Genomic DNA, 26,233 nt, shown 5'->3' on the forward strand with positions numbered 1-26,233 from the left:
GACTATTCCTTGGAGACCGTGTTGACATAGTTGGTGTCGAAGCTCGGGCCGAGCTTGTAGTTCTGCACCTTGCTCGAATAGCCGGCGATTTCCGTCTGCTGGAAGATCACGACGAACGGGCCGGTCGCGAGCACCTGCTTCTGCAGGTCTTCATAGATCGCAGCGCGCTTGGCCGTGTCCTTTTCGAGAAGGGCAGCCGCCGTCTTGGCCGACAGTTCCTTCGGGTCCCAGGCATTGCGCCATGCGAGCGTCTTGTTCGTGCCTTCGTCGGAATTGTCAGGGTTGAAGGTGAAGGTCTCGGCATTCGAATTCGGGTCGAAATAGTCCGAACCCCACTGGCCGATATAGATGTCGTGCTGGCGGGCACGGAACTTGGTCAGCGTCTGCTTGCCGTCGCCGGGGATGATTTCCAGCTTAATCCCGGCCTGGGCGAGCGTCTGCTGCACGTTTTCGGCAATGCCGGTGACGGGCTGCGTATTGCGCACATCCATGGTCACGGTGAAGCCGTCGGGCAGACCGGCCTTGGCCAGCAGTTCCTTCGCCTTGGCGACGTCGAGCTTGTACGGGTTGTCTTCGAGCGCGCCGAGCTGGCCGGACGGCAGGAAGGTCTGGTGGATCGAGCCGATGCCCTTGATCAGGGTTTCACCCAGCGCGTCATAGTCGACGAGGTACTTGAAGGCCTCGATGACTTCGGGCTTGGCGAGGTTCGGGTTCTTCTGGTTCAGGCTGAAATAGTAGAGGGTGCCCTTCGGAGCCGAAGTGGTGGCGATGCCGTCCTTCTTGGCAACGGCGTCGAAATCGCCCGGATCAAGGTTACGGGCGACGTCGATGTCTCCATTCTCAAGCGCTAGGCGCTGGCCGGAGCTTTCCTTCATGTAACGGTAGATGACGCGGGCGAGCTTGGCCTTTTCGCCGTAGTAGTTGTCGTTGCGCTCGAGAACCACGACTTCATTGGCGCGCCACTCGCGGATCTTGAACGGGCCGGAGCCGGCATAACCGGTCTTCAGGAACTCGTTGCCGAAGTCCGTGTCGTATTTGTATTCCTCGCTCGGCGTGACCGGCTTGGCATTCTCCATCACGACCTTCTTGTCGACGACCGAGGCGACGGTTGCGGTCAACACGTTGAGCACGAAGCTCGGCGCATAGGGCTTGTCGACGGTCAGGACGAAGGTGGATTCATCGGCGGCCTTTGCCTTCTCCGTGACATTGTCGCCGGTCAGGCCGAACTGGGTCAGCAGAAAGGCCGGCGACTTGTCGAGCTTGATGACGCGTTCGAACGAGAAGGCAACGTCTTCCGCGGTGATCGGATTGCCAGATGCGAAAGTGAGGTTCGGCTTCAGCTTGAAGGTATAGGTGAGGCCGTCCTCGGACACATCCCAGCTTTCAGCGAGGTCGCTGACGATCTTCGAGGTATCGGCCGGATCGAGCGCCACGAGCTTGCTATAGGTGTTGGCGGTCACTTCAGCCGTGGAGATTTCGAAGGCTTCGCCCGGATCAAGCGAGATGATGTCGTCGATCGCCCAGGCCTGGACGAGCGTATCGGCCGGCGTCGCGGCATAGGCCTGCGGCGCGGCCGCGGCCATGAGCACCAGCATGGCGCTGGTCGTCAGAAGTTTCAGGCGTTTGTCGAAGATTGTCATCGCTAAGGTTCCCTTCTTTGTTTTTATGAGAAGTCTATTATGGACTTATTCGTGCCAGGCGGAAGCCAGCACCCGCAACCAGTTGTCGCGGCAAATCTTGCGCAGGTCGTCTGCACCGTAGCCCGCGGCCCGCAGCCCTTCCACAAGGCGCTGGTTGCCGCTCGCATCGGAGATTGCAGCCGGTATCGTCGCGCCGTCGAAGTCGGAGCCGAGCGCTACGCAATCGATGCCCATGCGCTCCACCAGATAATCGATGTGCTGGACCATGGCAGAGATCGGCGTATCCGCATTGTCGCGCCCGTCGGGTCGCAACATGGTGACGGCATAGTTCAACCCAACGAGACCCCGGCTCTCGCGGATCGCATCCAGCTGCTTGTCGGTCAGATTGCGCGCAACGGGTGTCAGCGCATGCACGTTGGAATGGCTGGCGATCAGCGGCTGATCGCTCAGCTTTGCCACGTCCCAGAAGCCCTGTTCGGTGATATGAGCGAGATCGATCAGGATGCCGAGCTTGTTGCAGCGGCGCACGAGCTCGCGGCCGAGATCGGTCAGACCCGGCCCGGTATCGGGGGAACTGGGAAAGGCAAAGGGCACGCCGTGGCCGAAGATATTGTGGCGGCTCCACACGGGGCCGAGCGAGCGCAGGCCCGCTGCGTAAAAGACCTCAAGCGCATCGAGATTGCCGTCGATGGCCTCGCAGCCTTCCATATGCAGAACGGCAGCAAAACCGCCATCGGCCATGACCTCACGGATCTGCGCCGTGCTCTGGCAAAGTGTCCAGGCGCGCGCCTGATCCAGCTGATGTGCGATTGCGATCATCTCAAGGGCAATGTCGAGCGAGAACGGCCGCTCCAGCGGCGGATCGAGCGGCGTCAGATAATGACCGTTCGCGTCCGGCTCCTTCAGCACGAAATCATGCGGCGACGGGATGTAGACGGCGCAGAGACCACCCGCCAATCCGCCCCGCCGTGCGCGTGGGCCGTCGATGTGGCCACTGCTGGTGCCGTTGATGAATTCGCGGACCGGATCCGTGCCGTCCTTTCGCCCGCGCCAGAGGCGGAGGAGAACGTCGTTGTGGCCGTCGAAGATCAGGTCCATGAAAATGAATTCCGTAAGTCGGTTTCGTCAGGGAGGGTCACCCTACCCCCGTGACCGGGGACAGGATCGCATAAACAGTGGCTTGGCCAATCATTCAAATCGTAGGACCAAATCCCCCCTGCATTCAAGGGTGAAAAAAATTTACTCCAAGCCATCCTTCACGCTGGCTGGCATCTGCCCAAGCCAATCGGTCGCAGCCTCATAGGCGGCAGCCACAGAGAGCACCTGCGCATCCGTGCGCGGCGGCCCGATCAGCTGAAATCCGTTCGGTAGGCCACCGTCTGAAAAGCCCGCCGGCAAGGCTGCGACAGGAAGCCCCGCCATGCTCGGCCCGATCACCACCTCCATCCAGCGATGATAGGTAACCATGTGCTGCCCGGCAATTTCGCGCGGCCAGGGGATATCGGCATCGAAGGGGAAAACCTGGGCAGCCGGCGCGATCAGATAGTCAAAGCGCTCGAAGAGTTTCAGCATCTCCTGGTACCAGGCCGTGCGCACCGCCGATGCCTCATAGACGTCGGCCGAGGTGACGCGCAGGCCCGAGCGGACCTCGTAGAGGATCTCAGGCTTCAGCGACCCGCGCCGGGCTGGATCCTCGTAGCTGTCACGCATGCTGCCGGCGGTGAAGACACTGCGCAGCGTGGTCCACGCCCACCAGAGCCGCTCCATGTCGAAGTCCGGCACTACCGGCTCGACCACAAAACCCATGCGCTCGAAGACGCCCAGCGCCTTTTCCGTGACCGCCAAAACACCCGGCTCAAAGGGCAAATGACCGGAGAAGTCGCCGAGCCAGCCAATCCGGCCGCCCCGGGCGGCGAGGTCACGGTCGATGGCGACGGGTGCACTTTCGAACGAGGTCGGATCCCGCGCATCGAAGCCCGACTGGATGTTGAGAAGCAGCACCACATCCTCAACGCTGCGGCCCATTGGGCCAAGTGTCGCGAGTTGGTTGAGATAGGCATCGCGTCCGGGGAGTGCCGGAATGCGCCCGAAGCTCGGCCGAAAGCCGACGACATTGTTGAAAGCGGCCGGATTGCGCAACGAACCCATCATGTCGCTGCCATCGGCGACCGGGACCAGTCGGGCCGCGAGGGCCGCCCCTGCCCCGCCGCTCGATCCGCCGGCCGAGCGCGTGAGATCGTAGGGATTGCGAGTGACGCCGAAGACGGGATTGTAGCTGTGCGAGCCAAAACCCCATTCCGGCGTATTGCTCTTGCCGATGATGATCGCGCCTGCCGCCCGGATGCGCTCTACCTGGATGTCGTCAAAGTCCGGCACGAAATCGCGGTAGAGCGGCGAGCCATAGGTGCAGCGAAGGCCCTTGGCCTCGCTCAGATCCTTGATTGCGATTGGCACGCCATGCAGCGGGCCGCGTAACGTCCCCTCCGCCCGCTCGCGGTCCAGCATTCGCGCTTCGGCAAGCAGATCGTCGTCGGCGCGCAGACTGACGAGCGCATTGACCTGGGGGTTGAGGCGCGCGATGCGCGCGAGATAAGCCGCCATCACCGCCTCTGCCGAAAGCGAGCCGGATCGAAGGGCGACGGACAGCGCGGCAGCGCCGAGGCGGGTGGGATCGGTCACGGCAATACTCCGGAGCAACAGGTGAGACGGCACAGGTGCACGACCTCATCCACCGACGATGGGACGCGGCCCCAAGGCCTGTCAAGCGCGCGGCCAAGCGCCTGCCGCAGCCCTGCCATGCAGCAAAAAAGAAATTCGCGATGAGGGCAAAATAAAAATGGTCAACCGACCAATTTAGAGGCAACATGCCGCAAAATCAGGTGCGCGGGACCGACCGGAGCGCGACGCCTGAGACAAGGGAACACCGGTCGAAATGACGAGCCCAGGCAGAGAAATCCGGATTTTCCGGCGGCTTTGCGGGGATCCACAGGGGGAGGTCTCACATGCAATTGAGCTGGCACACGACTTGCGTGACGGAGATGACGCCGTCCGATCGGCCGGGAGACTTTCCGCCATCGGGTCAAGCCGAAGCATATCGCGCATAACCCGAACGCCAGGGGGCACCGCTTGAGTTCCGCATCTGATAAGGCAGCCATCGAGATCCGCGGCGTCAGCCGCATTTACGGATCCGGACACGACAAGGTCACCGCGCTCGACGGGATCTTCCTCACCATCAAGGAAAATGAGTTCTTCACGCTGCTCGGGCCCTCCGGCTGCGGCAAGACCACACTGCTGCGGTTGATCGCCGGCTTCGATTTCCCGACGACGGGCGAGATCCTGCTCTACGGCGAGGATATCGCGCCCCTTCCGCCCTTCAAGCGGCCGGTCAATACGGTCTTCCAGTCCTACGCGCTCTTCCCGCACATGACGGTCGCCGAAAACATCGGCTTCGGCCTGAAGATGCTCGGCAAGCCGGCGGCGGAGATCAAGGCGCGTGTCGACGAGATGCTGGAACTGGTCCACATGACCAAGATGCGCGACCGGCAGGTCAGCCAGATTTCCGGCGGCCAGCAGCAGCGCGTGGCGCTCGCCCGCGCGCTCGCACCAAAGCCGAAGGTGCTCTTGCTCGACGAGCCCTTGTCGGCCCTCGACTATAAGCTGCGCAAGGAAATGCAGATCGAGCTGAAGCGGGTTCAGGCCGAAACCGGCATCACCTTCATCTTCGTCACCCACGACCAGGAAGAAGCGCTCACCATGTCGGACCGCATCGCGGTCATGTCGACGGGGAGCCTGCGCCAGGTCGGCTCCCCCTGGGATATCTACGACCGTCCGGCTGAGCGCTTCGTCGCCGACTTTATCGGTGAAACGAACTTCTTGGAGGTGGAAGTAGCCTCGGTCACCGGCGACCGGGCGAGCGTGCGCCTGCGCTCCGGCCGGGAAATCCCTGCCACCTTCCCGGATAAGACCACGCCGTCCGGCAAGGTCACCATCGTGATCCGCCCGGAACATGCCGAGATCGTCGCGCCGTCACCGGAGGCGACACTCACCGGAGCCATCGAGAGCGTGGTCTATCTCGGCACGGATACGAACATCAACGTGCGCCTGGAGGGGGGCTCTCTCTTCACCGTCCGCCAGCAGAACAGCCGCAGCGGCGCCTTGTCCTATGCGGAGGGCCAGACGGTCGGCATTCTCGTCAGCGACGACGTCGCGCAGATCCTGAAGGATTGACCATGAGCGCGATCCAGACGGCCCCCGAACAAGCCAAATCGCGCGACGTCCGAAACCGCTGGCTCCTGAGCCTCCCGGCCCTCCTCATCATCTTCGTCGCCGCCATTGGCCCGCTCTTCGTGATGCTGGTCTATTCCTTCCTTGCCAAGGGGGATTACGGCGATGTGAAACCCTGGGAATTCTCCACCGAAGGCTGGTTTTCGGTCTTCTTCGAGCGGGACATCTTCGATGATACGTTCGGACTGGCCAGCGCCCACCTCTCGATCATCTGGCGGTCGCTGAAGCTCTCCTTCTACACGACCATCCTCACCCTGATTCTTGGCTTCCCGACCGCATACTTCATCGCGACGCGGCCGCAGAAGACCCGGGAAATCTGGGTCTTCCTCATCACAATCCCGTTCTGGACCAACCTGCTGATCCGCACCTTTGCCATGCAGCAGGTCATCCGCAACGAAGGCATCGTAAACAATCTCTTGATGTGGCTCGGCATCATCAAGAGCCCGCTGCAGATCATCTACACCGACACCGCGACCCTCTTGGGCATGGCCTATGTCTATCTACCGCTGATGGTCTTGCCGCTTTATGCCTCGATCGAGAAACTCGATTTCCGTCTGGTCGAGGCCGGATATGATCTCTACGCCAACCGCTTCCAGGTGCTCTGGCGGATCGTCATCCCGCTGGTAAAGCCCGGCCTGATCGCCGGCTCCATCCTCGTCTTCATCCCCTCGCTTGGCGCCTATGTCATTCCGCGTGTTCTGGGCGGCGGCAAGAACATGATGCTTGGAAATCTGATCGAGATGCAGTTCGGCGCCGGCCGCAACTGGCCGCTGGGAGCTGCCATGTCGATTACCCTCATGGTGCTCGTGACCCTCGCCTTGATCTTCTATGTCCGCAATGCGTCGAAGTCGGGAGCCGGTCATGTCTAATCGTCGTTTCGATATTCAGAGCCAGCCCGGCTTCGGCGTGATCGCGATGATCACCTTCTTCGCGCTCTACCTGCCAATCGCAGCTCTCGTTGCCTATTCCTTCAATGCGAGCGACAGCCTGTCCGTGTGGGGTGGCTTCTCGTTCCGCTGGTTCGTCGCCGCCTCGCACAATCTCGCCGTCCAGGATGCCGCCATCCGCTCGCTGATCATCGCGCTCTGGGCAGCGGGCCTTGCCACCATCACCGCCACGATGGCAGCCCTCGCCACCACCCGCACGGAAGGCTATCGCGGCCTGACGCTGAAATATGCAGCGATCAACCAGCCGCTGATGGTGCCTGAAATCGTCACCGCCGTGGCGCTCTTGATCGTCTTCTCGCGGATCAAGGTCTGGACCGGCTATTCCGGCCTCGGTTACCTGATCATGGCACATACGGCCTTCTGCATTCCCTTCGCTTACCTCCCCATCCGGGCACGGCTGGAGAGCATGGATCTCACACTCGAAAGAGCCGCGGCCGATCTCTATGCGACGCCCTGGCGCGCCTTCCGCTTCGTGACACTGCCGCTTCTGCGTCCCGCCATCATCGCCGGCTTCATGCTCGCCTTCGTCATCTCGCTGGATGACGTCGTCATCACCGAATTCGTCAAATCCGGCGGGCAGGACACACTGCCCACCTACATGCTCGGCCAGATCCGCCGTGAAACGACACCCGAGATCAATGCGATTGCCAGCATCTTCCTGGCGCTGTCGACCGTGCTGATCGTGGTCTTCTTCTTCATCAACCGGCGCAAGCCGCAAGCCTGACATCAATCAAAAACAGAGAGGAACGGAGAATGACAATGAAATGGATGAGCACGACGGCGATCGCCACGCTCACGCTGCTGACCCTTGCCGGCGCCGCCTCGGCCGCAGGTGAACTCAACATCTACAACTGGGGCGACTATACCAGCCCCGAAATGATTAAGAAGTTCGAGGAGCAGTTCGGCGTCAAGGTCACGATCACCGACTACGATTCGAACGACACCGCCCTCGCCAAGGTCCGCGCCGGCGGCCATGGCTTCGACATCGTCGTTCCCTCCGCCAACTATATGCCGATCTGGATCAACGAGGGCCTGCTGCTCGAATCCCGTCCGGACCAGATGGAGAATTTCAAGAACGTCGATCCGCGCTGGGTCGATGTCGCGTGGGATCCGGGCCGCCACTATTCCGTTCCGTGGCAGTGGGGCGTGACCGGTATCGGCGTCAACACCAAGTTCTACAAGGGTGACATCAACACCTCCGCCATCTTCCTCGACCCGCCGGAAGAACTGGTCGGCAAGCTGAACGTGACGCCGGAAATGAACGACGTGCTCTTCGCCACGATCAAGTATTTCGGCGGCAGCTGGTGCACGACCGACAAGGACCTGCTGCGCAAGGTGCGTGACAAGCTGGTCGAAGCCAAGGCCAAGTGGCTCGCCATGGATTACAGCGTCACCGACAAGCTCCCCACGGGCGACTATGCCGGCGTATACTACTGGAACGGCGCCATCATGCGCTCGCGCCTTCAGAACCCCGATGTCAAGTTCGGTTATCCGAAGGAAGGCTATCCGGTCTTCATGGATAGCGCCGCGATCCTCAAGGACGCCAAGAACGTCGACAACGCCAAGGCTTTCCTGAACTTCATCATGGCCCCGGAAAATGCCGCCATGCTGTCGAACTTCGCCAAATATGCGAACGGCATCAAGGGCTCGGAAGCGTTCATGGACGCCGCGATGAAGGATGCGCCGGAGCTCGTCGCTCCGCCTGAATTGGAAAAGGCCGGCGAATTCCTGCTCACCTGCGAGCCGGACGTTCAGCAACTGTATTCGAAGATCTGGACTGAAGTTCAGAAGTAACGCCGACCTGACAGCAAGACCTGACATGAACGGGAGAGCCACACCGGCTCTCCCGCACTGGAGCCTTTTCCCATGACCACCCGTTTCCAGGCGACCTACGGCTTTGAACGCTCGGATGTGACGCTCGCCACCTGGCGAACGGCGCCCTATAGCCGCTGGAGCTTTGGCCATGCGGACGAGATCGTACCGAGTGCTCTCATCCCGGCAAGCGCCGAAAGACCCGAGGGACCGGTGGTCGAGACGGATCTCTTGTCGCGTAGCCTGAGTGATGGCCTTGCCGGCCAGCCGACGATCGGTGCCTTTCTCGATTATGCCCATACCGATACCTTCGTGCTGATGAAGAAGGGCGCGGTCGTTGCCGAGCATTATGCCCCCCAGTCCGGCATCGATCAGCGCCACATCGTCTTTTCCATCAGCAAGTCGCTCACCGCGCTTGTCATCGCGACGCTGGAAGCAGACGGCCTGATCGACCCCGAAGCCCCCGTCACCAGCTTGCTGCCAGAAGCCGCAGGTTCCGCATACGGCGACTGCACCATCCGCGACGTGCTCGACATGCGCGTCAGTCTTGCCTTCGACGAAGCCTATCTGAACACCGACGGCGCCTATGCCCGCTATCGCCGCGCCACTCTGTGGAACCCAGCCGTCGCAGGCCAGCCGGCGGAGACGCTCCTGTCTTTCCTACTCACCCTCAAGAAGGCGGACCACGCTCATGGAGGCCCGCATTTCTACGCCTCGCCGAATTCCGACCTGCTTGGCATTCTGATCGAGCGCGCCACCGGTGAGCGTTATGTCGATGTGATGTCGGAGCGGTTGTGGAAACCGCTCGGCGCCCGTCATCATGCGAGCGTTACCGTCGATGCCGAAGGCTCGGCGCGGGCGGCCGGCGGCATCTCGGTGACGGCCCGCGACCTTGCCCGTGTCGGCGACATGCTGCGCCAGGATGGCGTGGTGGACGGCAAGAGGATCATCCCCAAGGTCTGGATTGCCGACATGCTGACGGCGGGCGACCACCAGGCCTGGGTCGATGGCGAACCGAACTTCTTCCCGAATGGCCGCTATCGCAGCCAGTGGTATCAGTCCGGCGAAGCAGACGGCGCATTCGCAGCGATCGGCATCCACGGCCAGTGGCTTTATGTCGATCCCTCGACCGAGACTGTGATCGTCAAGCTTTCCTCGCAGCCCAATCCGCTCGATGACGAGCTGAAACACGACAACTTCGCCTTCTTCCGCGCACTCTCAGCGCTGGATCTCTGACGCATTCTCCTGATGGAAAAGACCATGTCCCAGACCGCAGACCTGATCATCACCAATGCCCGCGTCCTCACCATGGACCAGGATCACCCCACGGCCGAAGCCGTCGCTGTGGCCGGCAACCGCATTCTGGCAGTCGGTACGACATCCGAGGTGGAAGCCTTGGTAACCGCTGCGACCCGCAAGATGGACGCGGCTGGCGCCACCGTCATGCCCGGCTTCAACGAAGCCCATATGCATATCTTCCCCGGCTCGGTCTCGCTGCGCCAGTTGAACCTGCACGGCATTCAGGGGTTTGAGCCCTTGAAGGCAGCGATCCTCGACTATGCCGCCAAGAACCCCGACGAACCTCTGCTGATGGGCTTCTCCGCCGACTATTCGATCATCTCGCTGACAGAACCCTGTACGCGTCACCACCTCGACGCCATCCTGCCCGACCGCCCCTTCATGATGTTCGCACCGGATCACCACACGGCATGGGCCAACACGGCAGCGCTTGAGAAGGCCGGTATCCTGCAGGGCAAGGACGTCGGCGTCGGCAACGAGATCGTGATGGGAGAAGATGGCCTTGCCAACGGCGAACTGCGCGAAGGCAATGCCTTCGGCCCCGTCTCGGCGCTCGCTTCCACCGGCGGCCGCGAAGAACTCGGCATGGTCACCGGTATGGACCCGGAAAACGTGACACCCGAGCAGTTCGCGCTCGACCGCGCCATCCTCAAGGCTGGCCTCGACTACTGCGCCTCCTGGGGCGTGACCTCCATCCAGAATTTCGACGGCAACCATTACCAGCTTCGTTTGATGCGCGATCTGGAGCTTTCGGGCGAACTCTCCTGCCGCATCCGCATCCCCTATCACATGAAGAATTTCATGGCGCTTTCCGACCTCGACAAGGCGGCCAGCTGGAAGACGGAATTTGCGACAGACATGCTGCGCAGCGATTTCGTCAAGGTCTTCATGGACGGCGTCATCGACAGCCAGACGGCCTACATGCTCGACGGTTATGGCGACCGCCCCGGCTATACCTATGAGCCGCTGTTCACGCCGGAAGCCTTCAACGCTATTGCGACAAAAGCGGATGCGCTAGGCCTGCAGGTCGCCGTGCATGCGATCGGCAGTGCGGCGATCCGCCAGACGCTCGACGGCTACGAGGCAGCCCTGAAGTCCAATGGCAAGAAGGACAACCGTCACCGAATCGAGCACATCGAAGTCATCCACCCCGACGATATCCCGCGCTTTGCGACCCTCGGCGTGGTCGCCTCCATGCAGCCGGTCCACTATCCCGGCGGCACCTGCTTCCCGGCTGAGCCGACGACGGCCAAGATCGGTGAAGATCGCTGGGCCTATTCCTATGCCTGGCGCACGATGAAGAACGCGGGCGCGACCGTCGTCTTTGCCTCCGACTGGCCGGTCTCCCCCGTCTCGCCCTTCCAGTGCATCCAGGACGCCGTGACCCGTAAGCCGTGGAAAGACGGACTGCCCGACGAGCGCTTCACGCTCCAGGAATCGCTGGAGGCCTACACATCAATTGGTGCCTGGGTAGAATTCATGGAAGACCGCAAAGGCAAGCTGAAGCCCGGTTTCCTCGCCGATATCGTCATCCTCAACACCGACATCGAAGCCGTGGCACCCGACCAGATCATGGAGACGGTGCGCGCCGCAGTGACCATCTGCGACGGCAAGATCACCTATCAGGCACAAGGCCAGGCCTGAGAGCCGGCAGCAGAGGAAACGTCGATGACCACGACAGCAGACATCATCATCTTCAATGGCCGCGTCCGCACCATGGACGACAGCCGCCCCGAGGCACAGGCCGTGGCGCTGGCGGGCAACCGCATTCTGGCCGTCGGCACCGATGCCGAGATTGCCGATCTGGCCGGCCCCTCCACCCGCCGCATAGATGCCAGGGGCGGCTCGGTGATGCCGGGCTTCAACGAAGCCCACATGCATATCTTCGGCGGCTCGGTGGCGCTCGGCGAACTCTCGCTCTTCGGCGTCAAGGGCTTCGAAGCACTGTCGGCCGCCGTCACAGCCTATGCCGCCGAGAACCCGGATTTACCGCTGCTTGTCGGCCAATCGGCCGATTACACCATCCTGTCCGAAGATGAGCGCGTTACCCGCCACCATCTCGATCGAATCATCTCCGACCGTCCCTTGCTGCTTGTCGCCCCAGATCGCCATACCGGCTGGGCCAATACCATCGCGCTGAAAATGGCCGGAATTCTGGAAGGCCGTGACGTCGGCGTCGGCAATGAAATTGTCATGGGCGAGGATGGTCTCGCGACCGGCGAACTGCGCGAGACCAACGCCATACGTCCCGTCGCCACCATGAGCATCACCGGCGGGCGCGAAGGCCTGGGCGTCGGCACCGGCGGTGAACCGGATGAGGTGACGGCGGAGGAACGCGCGCGCGACATCGCCGTCCTGAAGAACGGCCTCGCTTACTGCGCCTCGCTCGGCATCACCTCTTTCCAGAATATGGACGGCAACCTCTACCAGCTCGAGATGTTGCAGGAGATCGAGGAGACCGAAGGCCTGCCGGTGCGCGTGCGCATGCCCTTCCACATGAAGAACTTCATGCCGCTTTCCGACCTCACGGACAAGGCCGCAGCATGGAGAGCACGATTTGACAGCGACAAGCTGCGCTGCAACTTCGTCAAGCTGTTCATGGACGGCGTCACCGAAGGCGAGACCGCCGTCTTCGTCGATGACTATGCCCATAAGCCTGGCTGGAAGGGCGAACCGCTCTTTTCCGCTGAGCACTTCAATCAGGTCGCCATTGAAGCCAACAAACTCGGCCTCCCCGTCGCCGTGCATGCCATCGGCGACGGCGCGGTGCGGATGGTGCTCGATGGTTACCAGGCGTCGATTGACGCCAACGGCCGACGCGACAATCGCAACCGCATCGAGCATATCGAGGTCGTCCATCCCGACGACATCAAGCGTTTTGCAACGACCGGCACCGTCGCCTCGATGCAGCCGACCCATCCACCAGGCTCCGCCGGCCTGCCGCTCGAACCCTATCTCACCTTCATCGGCCGCGAACGCTGGCCTTATGCCTTTGCCTGGAAGATCCTGGTGGATGCCGGCGCAAAGATCGTCTTTGCCACCGACTGGCCGGTCTCACCGCTGCCGCCGCTCCACTGCATACACGACGCCATGACCCGCAAGCCCTGGGCCGAGGACATGCCCGATCATCGCCTGAGCCTCGATCAGACACTGGCCGCCTATACGAAAACTAGTGCCTGGGTGGAGTTCATGGAAGATCGCAAGGGCATGCTGAAGGCGGGTTACTACGCCGACGTCGTTGTGCTCTCGGGTGACATCGCGTCTGTCGAGAGCGAAGCTATCGCCCGCCTGAACGTTGTTTTGACCGTCTGCGACGGCAGGATCACCCACGAGATACAATAGAGACGATGGGCGCAACGAAGACAGAGACCGATGAAAGAGCCAGGCCCGCCGGCGTCAAGCTGGCGGCCGGCGCCACCCGCAAGGGTGTGGAAACGCGCAATCGCATCATCAAGGGTGCGCGGGAAGCTTTGGAGCAAGGGGGAATGGAAGCGCTGACGACGCGCCGCATTGCCGCTTCTGCTGAGGTCAAGCTGGCGACGCTGCACTATTATTTCGACAGCAAGGAAGGCCTGTTACTGGCCGTGCTCGAAGATCTGATTGCGGACATGGAGGAAGCCTATCGCCAGGACGTGGCCCTGCCCGAGGCGCCTGAGGATCGGGTGGAGGCGCTGATCAGGGCCAGCTGGCGCTACATCCAGCGCACCCGCGACAAGCAGATCGCCCAGACCGAACTGACACTTTATGCGCTGCGCACCAAGGGCTCCGAATGGCTCGCGGCGCGCCAGTACAACGCCTATATCGATTTCTACGGCCATCTCGTCTTCGAGGATGACAGGGACGAAGACCTGCGCCGCATCGGCCGCGCGGTCGCCCGCCAGATGCTGATCGGCATCGACGGCATCATCCTCCAGAGCTATGCGCTGCAGGATCTCTCTGCCTCAAACGACGACATCGAAGCCCTGATCATTGCCATGCGCGGCTACTTTCGCCGGCTGAAGGCCGAGCGCGACAAGAGCCGCTAATCCAGCTGCCAGATGCGCTTGGCATTTTTCGAGAAGAGCGTCTCCTTCTCCTCGACGGTGCAGCCATGAAGAAGCGCCTGCGTCGTCGCGACCCAGGTTGAAAGCCCACCACCCAGCGTGCAGACAGGCCAATCAGAGCCCCAGATCGCACGGTTGAAACCAAAGGCTCCGATCGTATGCTCGAAATAGGGTTTCAGGTCTTCCAGGGTCCAGTTGTCGAGATCGCCATAGGCGGGAATGCCGGAGATTTTGACACGAACATTGTCTCGTTCCGCAATCTCGGAAATGCCTGTTTTCCACTTCGCATAGCCATGACCCTTGATATCCGGCACACCGCAGTGATCGAGGATGAAGGTAACGTCAGGCGCAAGATCGATCATCGCCTTTGCCTTGTCGATCTGGTGCGGAAACATGCAGAGGTCGAAGGTGAGACCGGTGCCCGCAAGACGCTTGATATTCTCACGGAACAACGCACCCTCCGAGACGTCGTCGGGCACGACATGCAGCACCCGGCGGAAGCCTTTGACGAAGGGGTTGGCCCGCTGCGTTTCGAGATAAGCGGCGAAGCCCGGATCTTCGGGCCGGCAGGCGGCGATCACGCCGCGAAGCAGACTGCCCGGCTCGCGTGAGAGATTTTGCATCATCTCTGTTTCAGCTGAGATGTCCTTGACCGCGACATCCACCTCCATATGCAGAACCGAGGAAATGCCGAGCCGCCTTGCCTCGCGAGTGTAGCGCTCATAGGTGAAATCCGCATCGAGCGCCGGTTCACTCTTCAGCCAGGGATAGGTCAGCCGGTCACGGTAGATCAGGTGAAGATGGGTATCGATAATCATGAATGGCCCCTCCCAAGGCCGTAAGGTGGAAGTCTCTGCTCAGTCCGCCGCGGCATCGGCGCCAAGGCCCGCTCCGGCAAGATCTGACAGACGCCGTGCGGTATCGCAAAGCCTGGCGATGGTGGTGGTGACATCAGCGGCGCCAGGCGTATTGATCAGCGCGATATAGGGTACCGTCAGGGCTCCAATGGCGCTGCCATCGGCGCTGACGATCGGCGCAGAAAGGTTGATCACACCCGGCGTCTGGGCGCTTGGCATCATCTCGTAGCCGCGCTGACGGATGTCTTCCAGCCGAGCCTCGAAGGCCTCGGTCATTCGTCCATCCGGACCGCCGCTTCCGACATGTTCGGCGACCATCATCGCGCGCAACTCCGGACTGCGGAAGGCGAGAAGCACATGGCCCGAGCCTGTATCGAATAGACCCATGCGAGATCCGACACGGATCGAGATGCCCCAATATCCCGGTGCCTCCTGCTGGGCGATCACCACCGGATGGCCCCGGTCATAAACGACGATGTGGTTGGCCTGCTGGGTCTTTTCCCCGAGTTCGCGCATCAGCGGCGTGGCAAACGAGGAAAGCCTTCGTGTTGGCGCATGCATCTGCGCAAGCCCGAACAGCTTCAGCGTCAGCATGTAGCGGTCGCCTTCCAGCCGGGAGACGTAACTGCGCCGGACCAGCCGGTCGAGCATTCGGTAAAACTCGTTCGGGCTGCGGTCGAGCCGTTTGGCAATTTCGGCCTGCGTCAGCCCGCCGTCCACGCCGGCAAGCAGCTCAAGGATATCGAGCCCCTTGTCGAGCGCTGGAGCGCGGTAACGATCCGGATCGGCTTCGGTCACTCTCTGATCTCCATACCAGCCACAAACTGATGATATATGAATAATCATTTTCTATATGAATGATGCTCGCATTATGCCAGCTTTTATGCAAGTCATAGGATCAAGGTGGCGACGAAGGATGAAGTCGTCGCCGCAACGGGACAGCCGGTCGTCAGCGGTAAGACTGGTCGAACGCTTTTGCCGGCAACGACTGCAGAACTGGAGGAGTGGGAATGATGAACCTCAAAGACAAGCATGTGCTGGTAACCGCCGCCGGCCAGGGTATCGGGCGTGCGAGCGCGATCGCGTTTGCCCGCGCCGGTGCAACGGTTGTCGCAACCGACATCAACACGGAGGCTTTGGCGACGCTCGATGGCGAAGCAGGCATCATCACCCGCAAGCTCGATGTGCTGAACGACGATGCGGTCAAGGCCACGGTCGCCGAGACGGGCCCCTTCGACGTGCTCTTCAATTGCGCCGGTGTCGTGCATAGCGGAACGGTCATCGACATGGCCGACAAAGACCTCGACTTTGCCTTTGACCTCAATGTCCGCGCCATGATCCGCACCATCCGGGCGGTTCTGCCCGCCATGCTGGAGCGTGGCGATGGCTCGATCATCAACATGGCATCCGTGGCAAGCTCGGTCAAAGGTGTGCCGAACCGTTTCGCCTATACGGTCACCAAGGCCGCCGTCATCGGCTTGACCAAATCGGTGGCTGCCGACTACGTGACGCAGGGCATTCGCTGCAACGCCATTTGCCCAGGCACCGTCGAAAGCCCGTCGCTGCAGGACCGCATGCGCGCCCAGGGAGACTACGATGCCGCCCGTGCCGCCTTCATCGCGCGCCAGCCCATGGGACGACTGGGAACGCCGGAAGAAATCGCCGATCTCGCCGTCTATATTGCCGGCGCGACCTATACCTCGGGCCAGGCTTTCGCCATCGACGGCGGCTGGACCATCTGAGCAATGCGAGGAAAAATGTCAGGCGGTTTCCCGTCCAGCATCGCGAACACATAACATTGAGCGGCTCAGCCGCGACCTTTCGGAAAGGAAGAAGACCATGAAACTGATGCGCGTCGGCCCGCTTGGCCAGGAAAAGCCCGCCCTTCTCGACAAGGATGGCAATATCCGTGACCTTTCCGCCTATGTCGCCGATATCGGCGGCGCCGCCATCTCGCCGGAAGGCCTGGCCAAGATTGCTGCAATCGATCCGTCTTCGCTGCCGGAACTTTCTGCCGACCGCATCGGCGCCTGCGTTGCCGGCACCGGGAAATTCATCTGCATCGGCCTCAATTATTCGGACCACGCTGCCGAAACAGGTGCAGCCGTTCCGCCGGAACCGGTTATCTTCATGAAGGCGACCTCGGCCATCTGCGGCCCGAACGATGACGTCCTGATCCCGCGCACCTCGGAAAAGACCGACTGGGAAGTTGAACTCGGCGTCGTCATCGGCAAGACTGCGAAATACGTCTCGGAAGCCGACGCCATGGACTATGTCGCCGGCTACTGCGTCTCCCACGACGTTTCCGAGCGCGCCTTCCAGACCGAGCGCGCAGGCCAGTGGACCAAGGGCAAGTCCTGCGACACCTTCGGCCCGATCGGCCCTTGGCTGGTGACCAAGGACGAAATTGCAGACCCGCAGAACCTCAAGATGTGGCTCTCGGTCAACGGCAAGATGATGCAGGACGGCTCGTCCAAGACCATGGTCTACGGCGTCGCCCACCTCGTCTCCTACCTCTCGCAGTTCATGAGCCTGCACCCCGGCGACGTCATCTCCACCGGCACCCCTCCGGGCGTTGGCCTGGGCATGAAGCCGCCGCAGTTCCTCAAGGCCGGCGACGTGGTGGAACTCGGCATCGAAGGGCTTGGCACGCAGAAGCAGAGGTTCAAGGCGGATGTCTGAGGGAAACCGATAGGACCGTTGTGGGACCCCGCCCATGTGGCGGGGTCTTGCATTTCAGGGCTGTGAGCGCCTGTCTTAACCTGACGGACCAAACCGTTCGGCATAAAGCCTTATCAGCATAACGAGCTCTTCCTCCAGCGCATCCGAAGTGAGCAGCGGCGATCGCTCGATGAAGGCGCTCCTGACCACGCCGAGCACGGCCCGCACCAGCACGAAGATCTTCACGGGGTCGACGGGGATCGCTGGAACGCCGAAAATTGCGCCCTGCAAGCGCTCGACGAGGCCGCCAATTGCCTGCACCGGCAGGATCTGTTCCTCCGCCAGGCCTAGCCTGACATGCACATACATGATCACGCGACGGACTTCCCGCTTGTGTTCGAAGAGCCCGACCAGAGCCCGGACGGCCGAGCGCACCACATCGTTGCCGGGCTCCTCCAGCGCAGCCTCGATGGCTTTCGCCATGATCACCTCATCTTCAGTCAGCATGTTGCGCGCCATGGCAACGAGGATCGCCTCCTTGTTGGGGAAATACTCGTAGAGCGAACCAATGCTGATGCCGGCTCTGTCAGCGATGGCATTGGTCGTAAGACCGTCGAAACCGTCCTTCTCCAAAATCCGAGCAGCGGCCTCCAGGATCGTCTCGACCATACGCAAGGAACGCTCCTGGACGGGCTTTTTCCGCGTAAAAACAGAGGTTTTGACATCCTTCGCCACAACACGACCTCGATCGGGAATCCGAGTTTCAGGCCACGAGCTTTACCCATAGTCTTGGCCGAATGGAACAATCAGGGACTGTATGATGAGCAGGGAAATGACGGCCATGGTTCTGCGGACGGGGCATCTCGTGAGACTGGGCTTCATCGCATTCGGCATGTTTATCGCAAGTGCGGGCAGGACCTTTGCCGCCGATCCGTCCTGTGCGCCCCCGGCCGCAATGTCGGATGGTCTGGCGGTCGGCAATGCCGAAGCCGAAGGGTTTGACGGCAGTGCGCTTTGCACCCTTCTGCAGAGAGTGACGATCGAACCCAACAATCTGCACAGCCTACTTGTCCTGCGACACGGAAAGCTCGTCGCAGAACTCTACAAGCCGGGCGTGGATCGCACCCTTTACAGTCTCTGGGGCACGCGACGACGCTTTGATGCAGAGACGCTGCACGACATGCGCTCGACGAGCAAAAGCATGGTCGGCCTTCTTTACGGGATTCTGCTCGCACGTGGCGAGGTTCCGCCACTCGAGACGTCTGTTGCCTCGCTCTATCCGGACGAGCAGATTTCCGAGGCGGACCAAAAACGCAAAATCCGGATCCGCGATCTCCTCACCATGTCCTTGGGCCTCGCGTGGGAGGAAGCTTCTCCGGTTCACCAGTTGGCGAGCATGAGCGACGAGCTCGGTCTGCTCTGGCGCGCGGAGCCCTTCCCTTATGTCTTCAGCTTTCCGGTGACCGAGCCGCCGGGAACGGTCTTCACGTATAGCGGCGGCGCGACGGCCCTGCTGGCCGACATCATGACTCGACAGACGGGCAAGGACCTACGCGCGCTGGCGGGGGACCTGCTCTTCGAACCGCTCGGCATCACCGATTGGCAATGGTCAGCCACACTGAGAGGCCAGCCTTTCGCTGCCGCAGGCTTGCGTCTCAAACCGCGCGACCTGATGAAAATCGGCGTCATGCTCACCGATCGCGGCCGCTGGCAGGGGCACCAGATCGTCCCGGCAGCTTGGATCGCTGACGCGACCCGTTCCCAAATATCGGCTGTCCCTCGGGATGGTTATGGGTACCAGTTCTGGACACGGACCCTATCCTGGCACGGTAAAAGTCTGGAAGCTGCGGCCACCGTCGGCAATGGCGGACAGTCCATGGTGATGGTCCCCGGCCTCGACCTCGTCGTCGTCACGACGGCGGGCAATTATGGCCAGATCGAAGGCCTGGACCTGGTGCGGGGTATTGCTGAACAAGTGGCTGGGACGGTGCAATAGCGCCGGCTGGCCGCCCGTCACGCAGATGATTTACACAAAAAAGCCGGGCGTCACCACCCGGCTTTCCATCTTGAAAACCCAGTCCGCTTACTTGATCAGCGGCAGGATGCTGTCGATCGACTTCTTTGCATCCCCATAGAACATCCGCGTATTCTCCTTGTAGAACAGCGGGTTCTCGATGCCGGAATAGCCGGTGCCTTGGCCGCGCTTGGACACGAAGACCTGCTTGGCCTTCCACACTTCCAGAACCGGCATGCCGGCGATCGGCGAATTGGGGTCTTCCTGGGCGGCCGGGTTGACGATGTCGTTCGAGCCGATGACGATCGCCACATCCGTTTCGGGGAAGTCCTCGTTGATCTCGTCCATTTCCAGAACGATGTCGTACGGCACCTTCGCTTCTGCAAGAAGAACGTTCATGTGGCCCGGCAGGCGGCCGGCGACCGGGTGGATCGCGAAGCGCACGGTCTTGCCGGCAGCGCGCAGCTTGCGGGTCAGTTCCGAGACCGACTGCTGCGCCTGGGCGACCGCCATGCCGTAGCCCGGGATGATGATGACCGAGTCGGCATCGTTGAGCGCATTGGCGACACCTTCGCCATCGATCGCGATCTGCTCGCCGGTCACTTCCATCTGCGGTCCCGTCGTGCCGCCGAAGCCGCCGAGGATGACCGAGATGAAGCTGCGGTTCATCGCCTTGCACATGATGTAGGAGAGGATCGCACCTGAAGAACCGACCAGGGCGCCGACGACGATCAGAAGATCGTTCGACAGCGAGAAGCCGATGGCTGCGGCCGCCCAACCGGAATAGCTGTTGAGCATGGACACGACCACCGGCATATCTGCGCCGCCGATGCCCATGATCAGGTGATAGCCAATGAAGAGCGCGAGCAGCGTCATCAGGATCAGCGTCCAGCTGCCGGCACCCTGGAAGTAGAGGACCAGCAGGATCAGTGAACCGATGGCGGCAGCGGCATTGAGCAGGTGCCCGCCAGGCAGCTTCTTCGCCTTGCCGTCGACTTTGCCGGCAAGCTTGCCATAGGCAACGACCGATCCGGTAAAGGTGACGGCACCGATGAAGACGCCGAGGAACACTTCAATCTTGAGAATGGCGACTTCGACTGCGGTCTTTTCGGCGATCTTGAGTGCAAAACCTGAGAACTCACCGAACAGCGAAGCCTGACCGGATTGAAGCGCGCACGCAACGGCGCTCAAAGGCCCGCAGGTGGCGAGGCCCGCATTGGACAGCGTGCTCGCGATGCGCCACATCTCGATTTCGGCATTGAAGCCGATGAAGACAGCGGCAAGACCGACCAGAGAATGCATGGCCGCAACAAGTTGCGGCATCTCGGTCATCTGGACCCGCTGGGCAACCACCCAACCGATCGCGCCGCCAATGGCGATCATCACGACCGAGACGAACCAGTTGCCCGCACCCGGGCCATAAAGCGTGGCGGCAACAGCAAGCGCCATGCCAACGATGCCATACCAGACAGCGCGCTTGGCGCTTTCCTGGCCGGAGAGCCCGCCGAGAGAGAGAATGAAGAGAACGGCGGCGACGACATAGGCCGCTGTGGTGAATCCGTATTCCATGTGTGTGTGCCCTCCCCTAACTCAAGACTTCTGGAACATGGCGAGCATGCGCCGTGTCACCATGAAGCCGCCGAAGATGTTGATGCCGGCCATCAGCACCGAGAGCGCGGCAAGGATGATCACCAGGAAGTTGCCCGAACCGATCTGCATCAGGGCGCCCAGAATGATGATCGAGGAGATGGCATTGGTGATCGCCATCAGCGGAGTGTGCAGCGAGTGGCTGACATTCCAGATGACCTGAAAGCCGACAAAGCAGGACAGCACGAAGACGATGAAATGGCTCATGAAGCTCGCCGGCGCGTAGAGACCGGCGAGCAGGATCAGCGCACCGCCACCGGCAAGCATCGCCACCTGGTTGCGGGTCTGCGTCTTGAAGGCTGCGATTTCCTGCGCCCGCTTCTCTTCCGCCGTCAGCTCCTTCACCTTTTCCTTCGGCTTGGCAGCCGCGATCGCCTGGATCTTCGGTGGCGGTGGTGGATAGGTGATCTCGCCGTCCTTGGTGACAGTGGCACCGCGGATAACATCGTCTTCCATATTGTGCACGACGACCCCGTCTTTGGCCGGCGTCAGATCCGTCATCATGTGGCGGATGTTCGTGGCATAGAGCGTCGAGGACTGGGCGGCCATGCGGCTCGGGAAATCTGTGTAGCCAACAATGGTGACGCCGTTTTCCGACACGATCTTCTGGTCGGGAACGGTGAGGTCGCAATTGCCGCCACGCTCGGCTGCGAGATCGACGACGACAGAACCGGGCTTCATCGCAGCCACCATATCGGCGAGCCAAAGCTTCGGCGCGTCACGACCGGGGATCAGCGCCGTGGTGATGACGATGTCGATCTCGGGCGCCAGTTCGCGGAACTTGGCGAGCTGCTTTTCGCGGAATTCCGGCGAAGACGGGGCCGCATACCCACCCGTCGCAGCCCCGTCCTGCGTGGCTTCGAATTCGAGATAGACGAACTGCGCGCCCATGCTCTCGATCTGCTCGGCAACTTCGGGCCGCACGTCGAAGGCATAGGTAATGGCGCCGAGCGAAGTCGCCGTACCGATGGCGGCAAGCCCCGCAACGCCGGCGCCGATGACCAGAACCTTGGCCGGCGGAACCTTGCCGGCGGCCGTCACCTGGCCGGTGAAGAAGCGGCCGAAATTGTTGCCGGCCTCGATGACGGCGCGGTAGCCGGCAATGTTGGCCATGGAAGACAGCGCATCCATCTTCTGGGCACGGCTGATGCGCGGCACCATGTCCATGGCGACAACGGTCGCGCCCTTGTCTTTGGCCTGTTCGAGCAGGGCCGAATTCTGCGCCGGATAGAAGAAGGAGATCAGCGTTTTGCCGGGAGACAGGCGGTCCACCTCGAGCGCCTCGGGCGGGCGCACCTTGGCGATGATGTCGGCCGTCTCGTAAAGGGCCGCGGCCGTCTCGACAACCGTCACGCCGGCAGAGCGATAGGCATCGTCCGAAAGTCCGGCCCCTTTGCCGGCGCCCGCCTCTATGACGCATTCATAACCGAGCTTCTGCAGCTGAATGGCACTGTCCGGCGTCATGCCGACGCGCGCTTCACCTGCATAAATCTCTTTAGGCGATCCGATCTTCAATCCCATCTCCCTCGATCCTCACTCCAAGACATTCAGTCCCGCGACCGAAGTGGCAGGACTCTCCATTGGGGACACGAGCAGAAGGAGGCGCGACTGTCCAGTCCGCTTTCTATGCGAAGTGTCCCATTCTACTGCCGCGAAAGAACTTAAAACGATTTTTGCTGCACTGCATCCAGCCGCAGAGGCATCAAGATCCCAGCGTGGAACAATTACCGCAGGTCACCTGTTTCTCCGACGGAACAACATATGGAGAACCTCATGCTGCACTGGATCCTGATTTTCTTGCTGATCGCCGCTGTCGCCAGTCTTCTCGGCTTTCGTGGCGTCGCAGGCGCCTCGGCGGGCATTGCGAAGATCCTCATCTTCGTCGTGCTGGTGATCATCATCATCGCCTTGTTCACCGGCGTGATTGTCGTCGCCTGACAACGCAGCAAGCAGGCAGAAAGCAAATGGGCTCGCACTGTGATGCGGGCCCATTTTCGTCGTGGGTAAGCCTTCAGATGAAAGGACGGATCCGGGTCTCGCCCGGGCTCCAGCCAGCGATTGCACGCAACCCTTCGGGGTCCACCACCTCACAGCCTCGGTCCCGCCACCGAATGAGTTCGCGATCCGCGAGCTTCTTCAACGTCTTATTGGTGTGAACGATGGATAGGCCGAGCGTATCGGCGAAATGCATCTGGGTAACCGGAATGTGGCGGCGGTTGTCGTCGAGCAGTCCTGCGAGAACGCCCCGGTCAAAGAGAAACGCCAGCAGATAGGACGCCCTCTCAAGTGCCGAGCGTCTCCCGATGCTGAGCAGATGCTCGTCGAGGATCACCTCTTCCCGGGCCGCAAGCCATGTGAGGTCGAAGCCCAGTCCGGCATGACGTTCAAAGAGAGAAAACAGCCGGCTGCGCTCGAACACGCAGAGCGTCATTGGTGTGAGCGCCTCGACCGAATGCTGCATCTCGGCCATGACCGCACCCTGCAACCCGACCATGTCGCCTGGCACCACGTAGTTCAGGATCTGCCTGCGCCCGTCTTCCAGAATCTTGTAGCGGAAGCCCCAGCCGGCCAGCACCGTATACAGATGAGCGCTGCGAGCTCCCTCGACCAGCACCGTGGTGCCGGGATCCGCCTGAAGCTCCCCCCGCTTGAACTGTGCAACGAATTCCAGTTCTTCATTGGTGAAGGGACGAAACTGGGCCATGCTGCGCAAGGGGCACTCATAACAACTGACACGAACCGGATTCTGGCGCGGTTCCGATACCATATGGGACCTCAAGTTATGGCCGCCTTGTTCCCTTTTGGAACTCTGATGACCGACATGTCTTATTTAAATGACGTGCAGACCGACGCAGACCATAAAGCGGTCCACAAAAGGAATGGTCATGCCCGCATCACCTCTCCGCATTCTGATCGCGGAAAACCAGTACCTCATCGCCATGGAAGTGGAGCGCATGCTCTGCGAGATGATCGCCTGTGAAGTGACGATCTCACCGCTTCCCCGCTGGGAGCAGGAACTTTCTTCCACCCCGTTCGACGTTGTTATTCTTGATGCCGCCGGCAGCGATGAAATCAATCTGTCGCGAGCTGAACTCATCCGGGCAACAGGCGCAGAACCCGTCTTCTTGTCGTCATACGGAGATTTCCACGAGCAAAGCGCCAGTGGCTCCTCCTATCCGATCGTCCCAAAACCGCCACTGCCTGAGCCGCTGGCCGCCGCTGTCGAGCTGGCAGCCAGCCGTAGAGGCTCAGACGGCAAAGGCCTTCTTGATAACCGCTGAACTGTTCGCATCCGGCCCATAGTCACCCTCGCCGCTCACGCCCAGGATCTCCTGAAGCTTGTTGCGGGCGCGGTTGATACGGCTCTTGATGGTGCCGACAGCACAGCCGCAGATCTCGGCCGCTTCTTCATAGGCGAAACCCGAGGCCCCGACCAGAATGATGGCTTCGCGCTGGTCGCTCGGCAACTGGTCAAGAGCACGCTTGAAATCCTGCAGGTCAAGCGAGCCATACTGCTGGGGATGCGTCGAAAGCTGCGACGTGAAGATGCCATCCGTATCGGACACTTCGCGGCCACGCTTACGCATTTGCGAATAGAACTCGTTACGAAGAATGGTGAACAGCCAGGCCTTCATGTTGGTGCCCGGCTCGAAATGGTCCTGCTTTGCCCAGGCTTTCATGATGGTATCCTGAACCAGGTCATCGGCCACGTGGTGGCGCCCGGTCAAAGATACCGCAAAGGCTCGCAGGTTCGGCAGCGCCGCCAGAAGGTCGCGCTTGAACGAGTGGTCGGTCGACTTGGCGTCAACGGTCATCGAGCGACTTCCCTGTTTTGGATGCCTTCCTCTGCACGGCGCTCTGCCATGTCCAGACGTTCAAGAAGTTCGAGGAACCGTTGCGGGATCCCCTCTTCCTGGACCGACTGGTAGAATTCGCGCAACTGGGCCGACACGCCGGGATGAAAGGCAGCCATTCCAGGCAGCCCTTCCGACACTGTCACTTTCTTGGAGTTATCTGTCATGTGGTCCAACGGGTTTGAGCGATTGTCGGCAGAGAACGCGTATTGCGCAACAATGTTCCGACAAAAATCAATTATTTCGCCGACCCTCGCAAATGTGAACGAATGCGAGCGAGATGGAACAAAGGTCGAGTGGGAACGTTGTGCCGACGTCGCAACAGGAGAAACCCCTATGCTCTACTACGCTCTTGTCTTTCTCGTCGTCGCCCTGATCGCAGGCGTACTTGGATTTGGTGGTATTGCTGGCGCATCCGCCGGTATTGCCAAGATCCTCTTCGCAATCTTTATCATTCTCTTCCTCGTTTCGCTTGCAATGCGTCTGTTTCGGCAGGCCTGACCGCAGGACATGAGGGAAAAGAGGAGGCCGCTGCCCAAGGCACGGCCTCCTCTTTCGCTTTTCGGTGCAAGAAAAATGTGAGGTGGGCTTCCAGCCTAGATCAGGATCCACAACAGCAGCACAACCGCCAGGGCGGCCAGAGCCGCGATCACAAGGGTGGTGAAACGGCCGTAGACCGGTGGGACCTGAGATTCGAGATCGCGGTCCAAGCCTGCGTCTTGAGCGATCGCTCTGTTGCGTGCATCGACTTTCCGCGAGGAGGGAGATTGATCGTCCTCACCCGCAGAACCAGAATTCCCTGCCGGATCAAGGTCACTCATCGGATATCCTGAAAACGCTCGACTGGGACCGGAATGCGCGTCGGCATGACCAAGGCCTGCGCCTCGACAGGACGCGCGATGGGGGCGGTCTGATTAAGAGCAACAAGCTTGGCAGGATCGATTTCCTGACGGATCGTCTTGCCGGCCACCAGATCAGCACTTACCGGCACGCAATCACCATAGACCAATTTGGCCATTGTTCTCGCATGGGCGAGTTCTTTGCTCAGAGCCGCAAAGCAAGCGTCATCGTTCTGGTAAGAGATAACGGCGACCGGCTCTTCCAGACACGTCGCATCCTGCGGGTGGCAGGCAACGATGATCATTAGGGCTGCCATACTGTTCATGACCGGTCTC

At 61.1% G+C, this 26,233-nt stretch carries 27 protein-coding genes; 14 read left to right on the forward strand and 13 right to left on the reverse strand.

What is annotated here, in order from left to right:
• Positions 1–2: 2 nt before the first annotated feature.
• The 3 genes from ASE36_RS13865 to ASE36_RS13875 all read right to left on the reverse strand — a co-directional run bounded on the left by ASE36_RS13865 (position 3) and on the right by ASE36_RS13875 (position 4,319).
• Complete coding sequence (locus ASE36_RS13865; protein ID WP_062280421.1) at positions 3–1,640, reverse strand: ABC transporter substrate-binding protein; 1,638 nt, start codon at positions 1,638–1,640, stop codon at positions 3–5.
• A 45-nt stretch (positions 1,641–1,685) separates the two neighbouring features.
• Entirely contained in the window at positions 1,686–2,738 is a 1,053-nt protein-coding gene (locus tag ASE36_RS13870; protein WP_062280425.1) for a dipeptidase, read from the reverse strand.
• Between the two features lie 141 nt (positions 2,739–2,879).
• Positions 2,880–4,319 (reverse strand): amidase, encoded by a 1,440-nt coding sequence (locus ASE36_RS13875; protein ID WP_082511071.1) that lies wholly within the window; start codon positions 4,317–4,319, stop codon positions 2,880–2,882.
• Between the two features lie 447 nt (positions 4,320–4,766).
• Between ASE36_RS13875 and ASE36_RS13880 the strand changes: the two genes are divergently transcribed.
• The 8 genes from ASE36_RS13880 to ASE36_RS13915 all read left to right on the forward strand — a co-directional run bounded on the left by ASE36_RS13880 (position 4,767) and on the right by ASE36_RS13915 (position 14,007).
• The gene (locus ASE36_RS13880; RefSeq protein WP_062280430.1) at positions 4,767–5,867 is read left to right on the forward strand and encodes an ABC transporter ATP-binding protein; all 1,101 of its coding nucleotides are present in this window, start codon (positions 4,767–4,769) and stop codon (positions 5,865–5,867) included.
• A 2-nt stretch (positions 5,868–5,869) separates the two neighbouring features.
• Positions 5,870–6,793, forward strand: a complete 924-nt coding sequence (locus ASE36_RS13885; RefSeq protein WP_062280431.1) for an ABC transporter permease — start codon at positions 5,870–5,872, stop codon at positions 6,791–6,793.
• Complete coding sequence (locus ASE36_RS13890; protein WP_156378651.1) at positions 6,786–7,595, forward strand: ABC transporter permease; 810 nt, start codon at positions 6,786–6,788, stop codon at positions 7,593–7,595. The genes ASE36_RS13885 and ASE36_RS13890 overlap by 8 nt, the downstream gene beginning before the upstream one ends.
• Before the next feature lie 35 nt (positions 7,596–7,630).
• Positions 7,631–8,665: an extracellular solute-binding protein gene (locus tag ASE36_RS13895; RefSeq protein WP_062280435.1), complete on the forward strand. Its 1,035-nt coding sequence runs from the start codon at positions 7,631–7,633 to the stop codon at positions 8,663–8,665.
• A gap of 72 nt (positions 8,666–8,737) precedes the next feature.
• Entirely contained in the window at positions 8,738–9,919 is a 1,182-nt protein-coding gene (locus ASE36_RS13900; protein ID WP_062280442.1) for a serine hydrolase domain-containing protein, read from the forward strand.
• 24 nt (positions 9,920–9,943) lie between these two features.
• Positions 9,944–11,626: an amidohydrolase gene (locus ASE36_RS13905; protein ID WP_062280444.1), complete on the forward strand. Its 1,683-nt coding sequence runs from the start codon at positions 9,944–9,946 to the stop codon at positions 11,624–11,626.
• Between the two features lie 24 nt (positions 11,627–11,650).
• Positions 11,651–13,324, forward strand: a complete 1,674-nt coding sequence (locus ASE36_RS13910) for an amidohydrolase (RefSeq protein WP_062280447.1) — start codon at positions 11,651–11,653, stop codon at positions 13,322–13,324.
• A 5-nt stretch (positions 13,325–13,329) separates the two neighbouring features.
• Entirely contained in the window at positions 13,330–14,007 is a 678-nt protein-coding gene (locus ASE36_RS13915) for a TetR/AcrR family transcriptional regulator (protein WP_082511073.1), read from the forward strand.
• On the opposite strand, the gene ASE36_RS13920 is transcribed toward ASE36_RS13915, so the two are convergent.
• Both ASE36_RS13920 and ASE36_RS13925 read right to left on the reverse strand, forming a co-directional pair.
• Positions 14,004–14,843, reverse strand: coding sequence for an amidohydrolase family protein (locus ASE36_RS13920; RefSeq protein ID WP_062280452.1), 840 nt, complete (start codon positions 14,841–14,843; stop codon positions 14,004–14,006). The genes ASE36_RS13915 and ASE36_RS13920 overlap by 4 nt on opposite strands.
• A gap of 39 nt (positions 14,844–14,882) precedes the next feature.
• Positions 14,883–15,680: an IclR family transcriptional regulator gene (locus tag ASE36_RS13925; protein ID WP_062280461.1), complete on the reverse strand. Its 798-nt coding sequence runs from the start codon at positions 15,678–15,680 to the stop codon at positions 14,883–14,885.
• 212 nt (positions 15,681–15,892) lie between these two features.
• Here ASE36_RS13925 and ASE36_RS13930 point away from each other — a divergent pair, with 212 nt between their 5' ends.
• A complete protein-coding gene (locus tag ASE36_RS13930; RefSeq protein WP_062280467.1) occupies positions 15,893–16,624 on the forward strand; it encodes an SDR family oxidoreductase in 732 nt (243 codons plus the stop codon).
• A gap of 97 nt (positions 16,625–16,721) precedes the next feature.
• The gene (locus ASE36_RS13935; protein ID WP_062280470.1) at positions 16,722–17,564 is read left to right on the forward strand and encodes a fumarylacetoacetate hydrolase family protein; all 843 of its coding nucleotides are present in this window, start codon (positions 16,722–16,724) and stop codon (positions 17,562–17,564) included.
• Between the two features lie 75 nt (positions 17,565–17,639).
• Here ASE36_RS13935 and ASE36_RS13940 read toward each other — a convergent pair whose 3' ends face one another.
• Positions 17,640–18,212: a TetR/AcrR family transcriptional regulator gene (locus tag ASE36_RS13940; protein WP_062280473.1), complete on the reverse strand. Its 573-nt coding sequence runs from the start codon at positions 18,210–18,212 to the stop codon at positions 17,640–17,642.
• 163 nt (positions 18,213–18,375) lie between these two features.
• Here ASE36_RS13940 and ASE36_RS13945 point away from each other — a divergent pair, with 163 nt between their 5' ends.
• Positions 18,376–19,539, forward strand: coding sequence for a serine hydrolase domain-containing protein (locus ASE36_RS13945; protein ID WP_062280474.1), 1,164 nt, complete (start codon positions 18,376–18,378; stop codon positions 19,537–19,539).
• A gap of 87 nt (positions 19,540–19,626) precedes the next feature.
• Here the strand turns inward: ASE36_RS13945 and ASE36_RS13950 are convergent, their stop codons facing one another.
• Together ASE36_RS13950 and ASE36_RS13955 are read right to left on the reverse strand one after the other, a co-directional pair.
• Entirely contained in the window at positions 19,627–21,126 is a 1,500-nt protein-coding gene (locus tag ASE36_RS13950; protein ID WP_062280476.1) for an NAD(P)(+) transhydrogenase (Re/Si-specific) subunit beta, read from the reverse strand.
• 21 nt (positions 21,127–21,147) lie between these two features.
• Entirely contained in the window at positions 21,148–22,719 is a 1,572-nt protein-coding gene (locus ASE36_RS13955; RefSeq protein ID WP_062280480.1) for a Re/Si-specific NAD(P)(+) transhydrogenase subunit alpha, read from the reverse strand.
• Between the two features lie 258 nt (positions 22,720–22,977).
• On the opposite strand from ASE36_RS13955, the gene ASE36_RS22245 reads away from it, so the two are divergent.
• The gene (locus ASE36_RS22245; RefSeq protein WP_082511118.1) at positions 22,978–23,142 is read left to right on the forward strand and encodes a DUF1328 domain-containing protein; all 165 of its coding nucleotides are present in this window, start codon (positions 22,978–22,980) and stop codon (positions 23,140–23,142) included.
• Positions 23,143–23,215: 73 nt separating this feature from the next.
• On the opposite strand, the gene ASE36_RS13960 is transcribed toward ASE36_RS22245, so the two are convergent.
• Positions 23,216–23,971, reverse strand: a complete 756-nt coding sequence (locus ASE36_RS13960; protein WP_062280482.1) for a Crp/Fnr family transcriptional regulator — start codon at positions 23,969–23,971, stop codon at positions 23,216–23,218.
• 112 nt (positions 23,972–24,083) lie between these two features.
• Between ASE36_RS13960 and ASE36_RS13965 the strand changes: the two genes are divergently transcribed.
• On the forward strand, positions 24,084–24,485 hold the full coding sequence (locus ASE36_RS13965) for a response regulator transcription factor (RefSeq protein ID WP_062280485.1): 402 nt from the start codon (positions 24,084–24,086) through the stop codon (positions 24,483–24,485).
• On the opposite strand, the gene ASE36_RS13970 is transcribed toward ASE36_RS13965, so the two are convergent.
• Both ASE36_RS13970 and ASE36_RS13975 read right to left on the reverse strand, forming a co-directional pair.
• Complete coding sequence (locus ASE36_RS13970; protein WP_062280489.1) at positions 24,453–25,019, reverse strand: RNA polymerase sigma factor; 567 nt, start codon at positions 25,017–25,019, stop codon at positions 24,453–24,455. The two genes, ASE36_RS13965 and ASE36_RS13970, sit on opposite strands and share 33 nt — an antisense overlap.
• Entirely contained in the window at positions 25,016–25,177 is a 162-nt protein-coding gene (locus ASE36_RS13975) for a NepR family anti-sigma factor (protein WP_244474746.1), read from the reverse strand. The genes ASE36_RS13970 and ASE36_RS13975 overlap by 4 nt, the downstream gene beginning before the upstream one ends.
• Before the next feature lie 217 nt (positions 25,178–25,394).
• Here ASE36_RS13975 and ASE36_RS22250 point away from each other — a divergent pair, with 217 nt between their 5' ends.
• Positions 25,395–25,559, forward strand: coding sequence for a DUF1328 domain-containing protein (locus ASE36_RS22250; protein WP_082511077.1), 165 nt, complete (start codon positions 25,395–25,397; stop codon positions 25,557–25,559).
• A gap of 95 nt (positions 25,560–25,654) precedes the next feature.
• Here ASE36_RS22250 and ASE36_RS13980 read toward each other — a convergent pair whose 3' ends face one another.
• Positions 25,655–25,879, reverse strand: a complete 225-nt coding sequence (locus ASE36_RS13980; RefSeq protein ID WP_062280492.1) for a hypothetical protein — start codon at positions 25,877–25,879, stop codon at positions 25,655–25,657.
• Positions 25,876–26,202 (reverse strand): hypothetical protein, encoded by a 327-nt coding sequence (locus ASE36_RS13985; protein WP_244474747.1) that lies wholly within the window; start codon positions 26,200–26,202, stop codon positions 25,876–25,878. The genes ASE36_RS13980 and ASE36_RS13985 overlap by 4 nt, the downstream gene beginning before the upstream one ends.
• Positions 26,203–26,233: the final 31 nt, after the last annotated feature.

It is taken from the genome of Rhizobium sp. Root274, from assembly GCF_001429245.1.
Taxonomy (GTDB): domain Bacteria; phylum Pseudomonadota; class Alphaproteobacteria; order Rhizobiales; family Rhizobiaceae; genus Allorhizobium.

What these genes read in the sequence shown, in the direction of transcription:
- ASE36_RS13970 (WP_062280489.1), bottom strand. Translation starts at nt 25,019, where the DNA reads ATGACCGTTGACGCCAAGTCGACCGACCACTCGTTCAAGCGCGACCTT.
- ASE36_RS13940 (WP_062280473.1), bottom strand. Translation starts at nt 18,212, where the DNA reads ATGGTCGAGACGATCCTGGAGGCCGCTGCTCGGATTTTGGAGAAGGAC.
- ASE36_RS13975 (WP_244474746.1), bottom strand. Translation starts at nt 25,177, where the DNA reads ATGGCTGCCTTTCATCCCGGCGTGTCGGCCCAGTTGCGCGAATTCTAC.
- ASE36_RS22250 (WP_082511077.1), top strand. Translation starts at nt 25,395, where the DNA reads ATGCTCTACTACGCTCTTGTCTTTCTCGTCGTCGCCCTGATCGCAGGC.
- ASE36_RS13960 (WP_062280482.1), bottom strand. Translation starts at nt 23,971, where the DNA reads ATGGTATCGGAACCGCGCCAGAATCCGGTTCGTGTCAGTTGTTATGAG.
- ASE36_RS22245 (WP_082511118.1), top strand. Translation starts at nt 22,978, where the DNA reads ATGCTGCACTGGATCCTGATTTTCTTGCTGATCGCCGCTGTCGCCAGT.
- ASE36_RS13950 (WP_062280476.1), bottom strand. Translation starts at nt 21,126, where the DNA reads ATGGAATACGGATTCACCACAGCGGCCTATGTCGTCGCCGCCGTTCTC.
- ASE36_RS13935 (WP_062280470.1), top strand. Translation starts at nt 16,722, where the DNA reads ATGAAACTGATGCGCGTCGGCCCGCTTGGCCAGGAAAAGCCCGCCCTT.
- ASE36_RS13890 (WP_156378651.1), top strand. Translation starts at nt 6,786, where the DNA reads ATGTCTAATCGTCGTTTCGATATTCAGAGCCAGCCCGGCTTCGGCGTG.
- ASE36_RS13930 (WP_062280467.1), top strand. Translation starts at nt 15,893, where the DNA reads ATGATGAACCTCAAAGACAAGCATGTGCTGGTAACCGCCGCCGGCCAG.
- ASE36_RS13980 (WP_062280492.1), bottom strand. Translation starts at nt 25,879, where the DNA reads ATGAGTGACCTTGATCCGGCAGGGAATTCTGGTTCTGCGGGTGAGGAC.
- ASE36_RS13945 (WP_062280474.1), top strand. Translation starts at nt 18,376, where the DNA reads ATGACGGCCATGGTTCTGCGGACGGGGCATCTCGTGAGACTGGGCTTC.
- ASE36_RS13965 (WP_062280485.1), top strand. Translation starts at nt 24,084, where the DNA reads ATGGTCATGCCCGCATCACCTCTCCGCATTCTGATCGCGGAAAACCAG.
- ASE36_RS13915 (WP_082511073.1), top strand. Translation starts at nt 13,330, where the DNA reads ATGGGCGCAACGAAGACAGAGACCGATGAAAGAGCCAGGCCCGCCGGC.
- ASE36_RS13900 (WP_062280442.1), top strand. Translation starts at nt 8,738, where the DNA reads ATGACCACCCGTTTCCAGGCGACCTACGGCTTTGAACGCTCGGATGTG.
- ASE36_RS13910 (WP_062280447.1), top strand. Translation starts at nt 11,651, where the DNA reads ATGACCACGACAGCAGACATCATCATCTTCAATGGCCGCGTCCGCACC.
- ASE36_RS13985 (WP_244474747.1), bottom strand. Translation starts at nt 26,202, where the DNA reads ATGATCATCGTTGCCTGCCACCCGCAGGATGCGACGTGTCTGGAAGAG.
- ASE36_RS13920 (WP_062280452.1), bottom strand. Translation starts at nt 14,843, where the DNA reads ATGATTATCGATACCCATCTTCACCTGATCTACCGTGACCGGCTGACC.
- ASE36_RS13895 (WP_062280435.1), top strand. Translation starts at nt 7,631, where the DNA reads ATGAAATGGATGAGCACGACGGCGATCGCCACGCTCACGCTGCTGACC.
- ASE36_RS13865 (WP_062280421.1), bottom strand. Translation starts at nt 1,640, where the DNA reads ATGACAATCTTCGACAAACGCCTGAAACTTCTGACGACCAGCGCCATG.
- ASE36_RS13905 (WP_062280444.1), top strand. Translation starts at nt 9,944, where the DNA reads ATGTCCCAGACCGCAGACCTGATCATCACCAATGCCCGCGTCCTCACC.
- ASE36_RS13885 (WP_062280431.1), top strand. Translation starts at nt 5,870, where the DNA reads ATGAGCGCGATCCAGACGGCCCCCGAACAAGCCAAATCGCGCGACGTC.
- ASE36_RS13870 (WP_062280425.1), bottom strand. Translation starts at nt 2,738, where the DNA reads ATGGACCTGATCTTCGACGGCCACAACGACGTTCTCCTCCGCCTCTGG.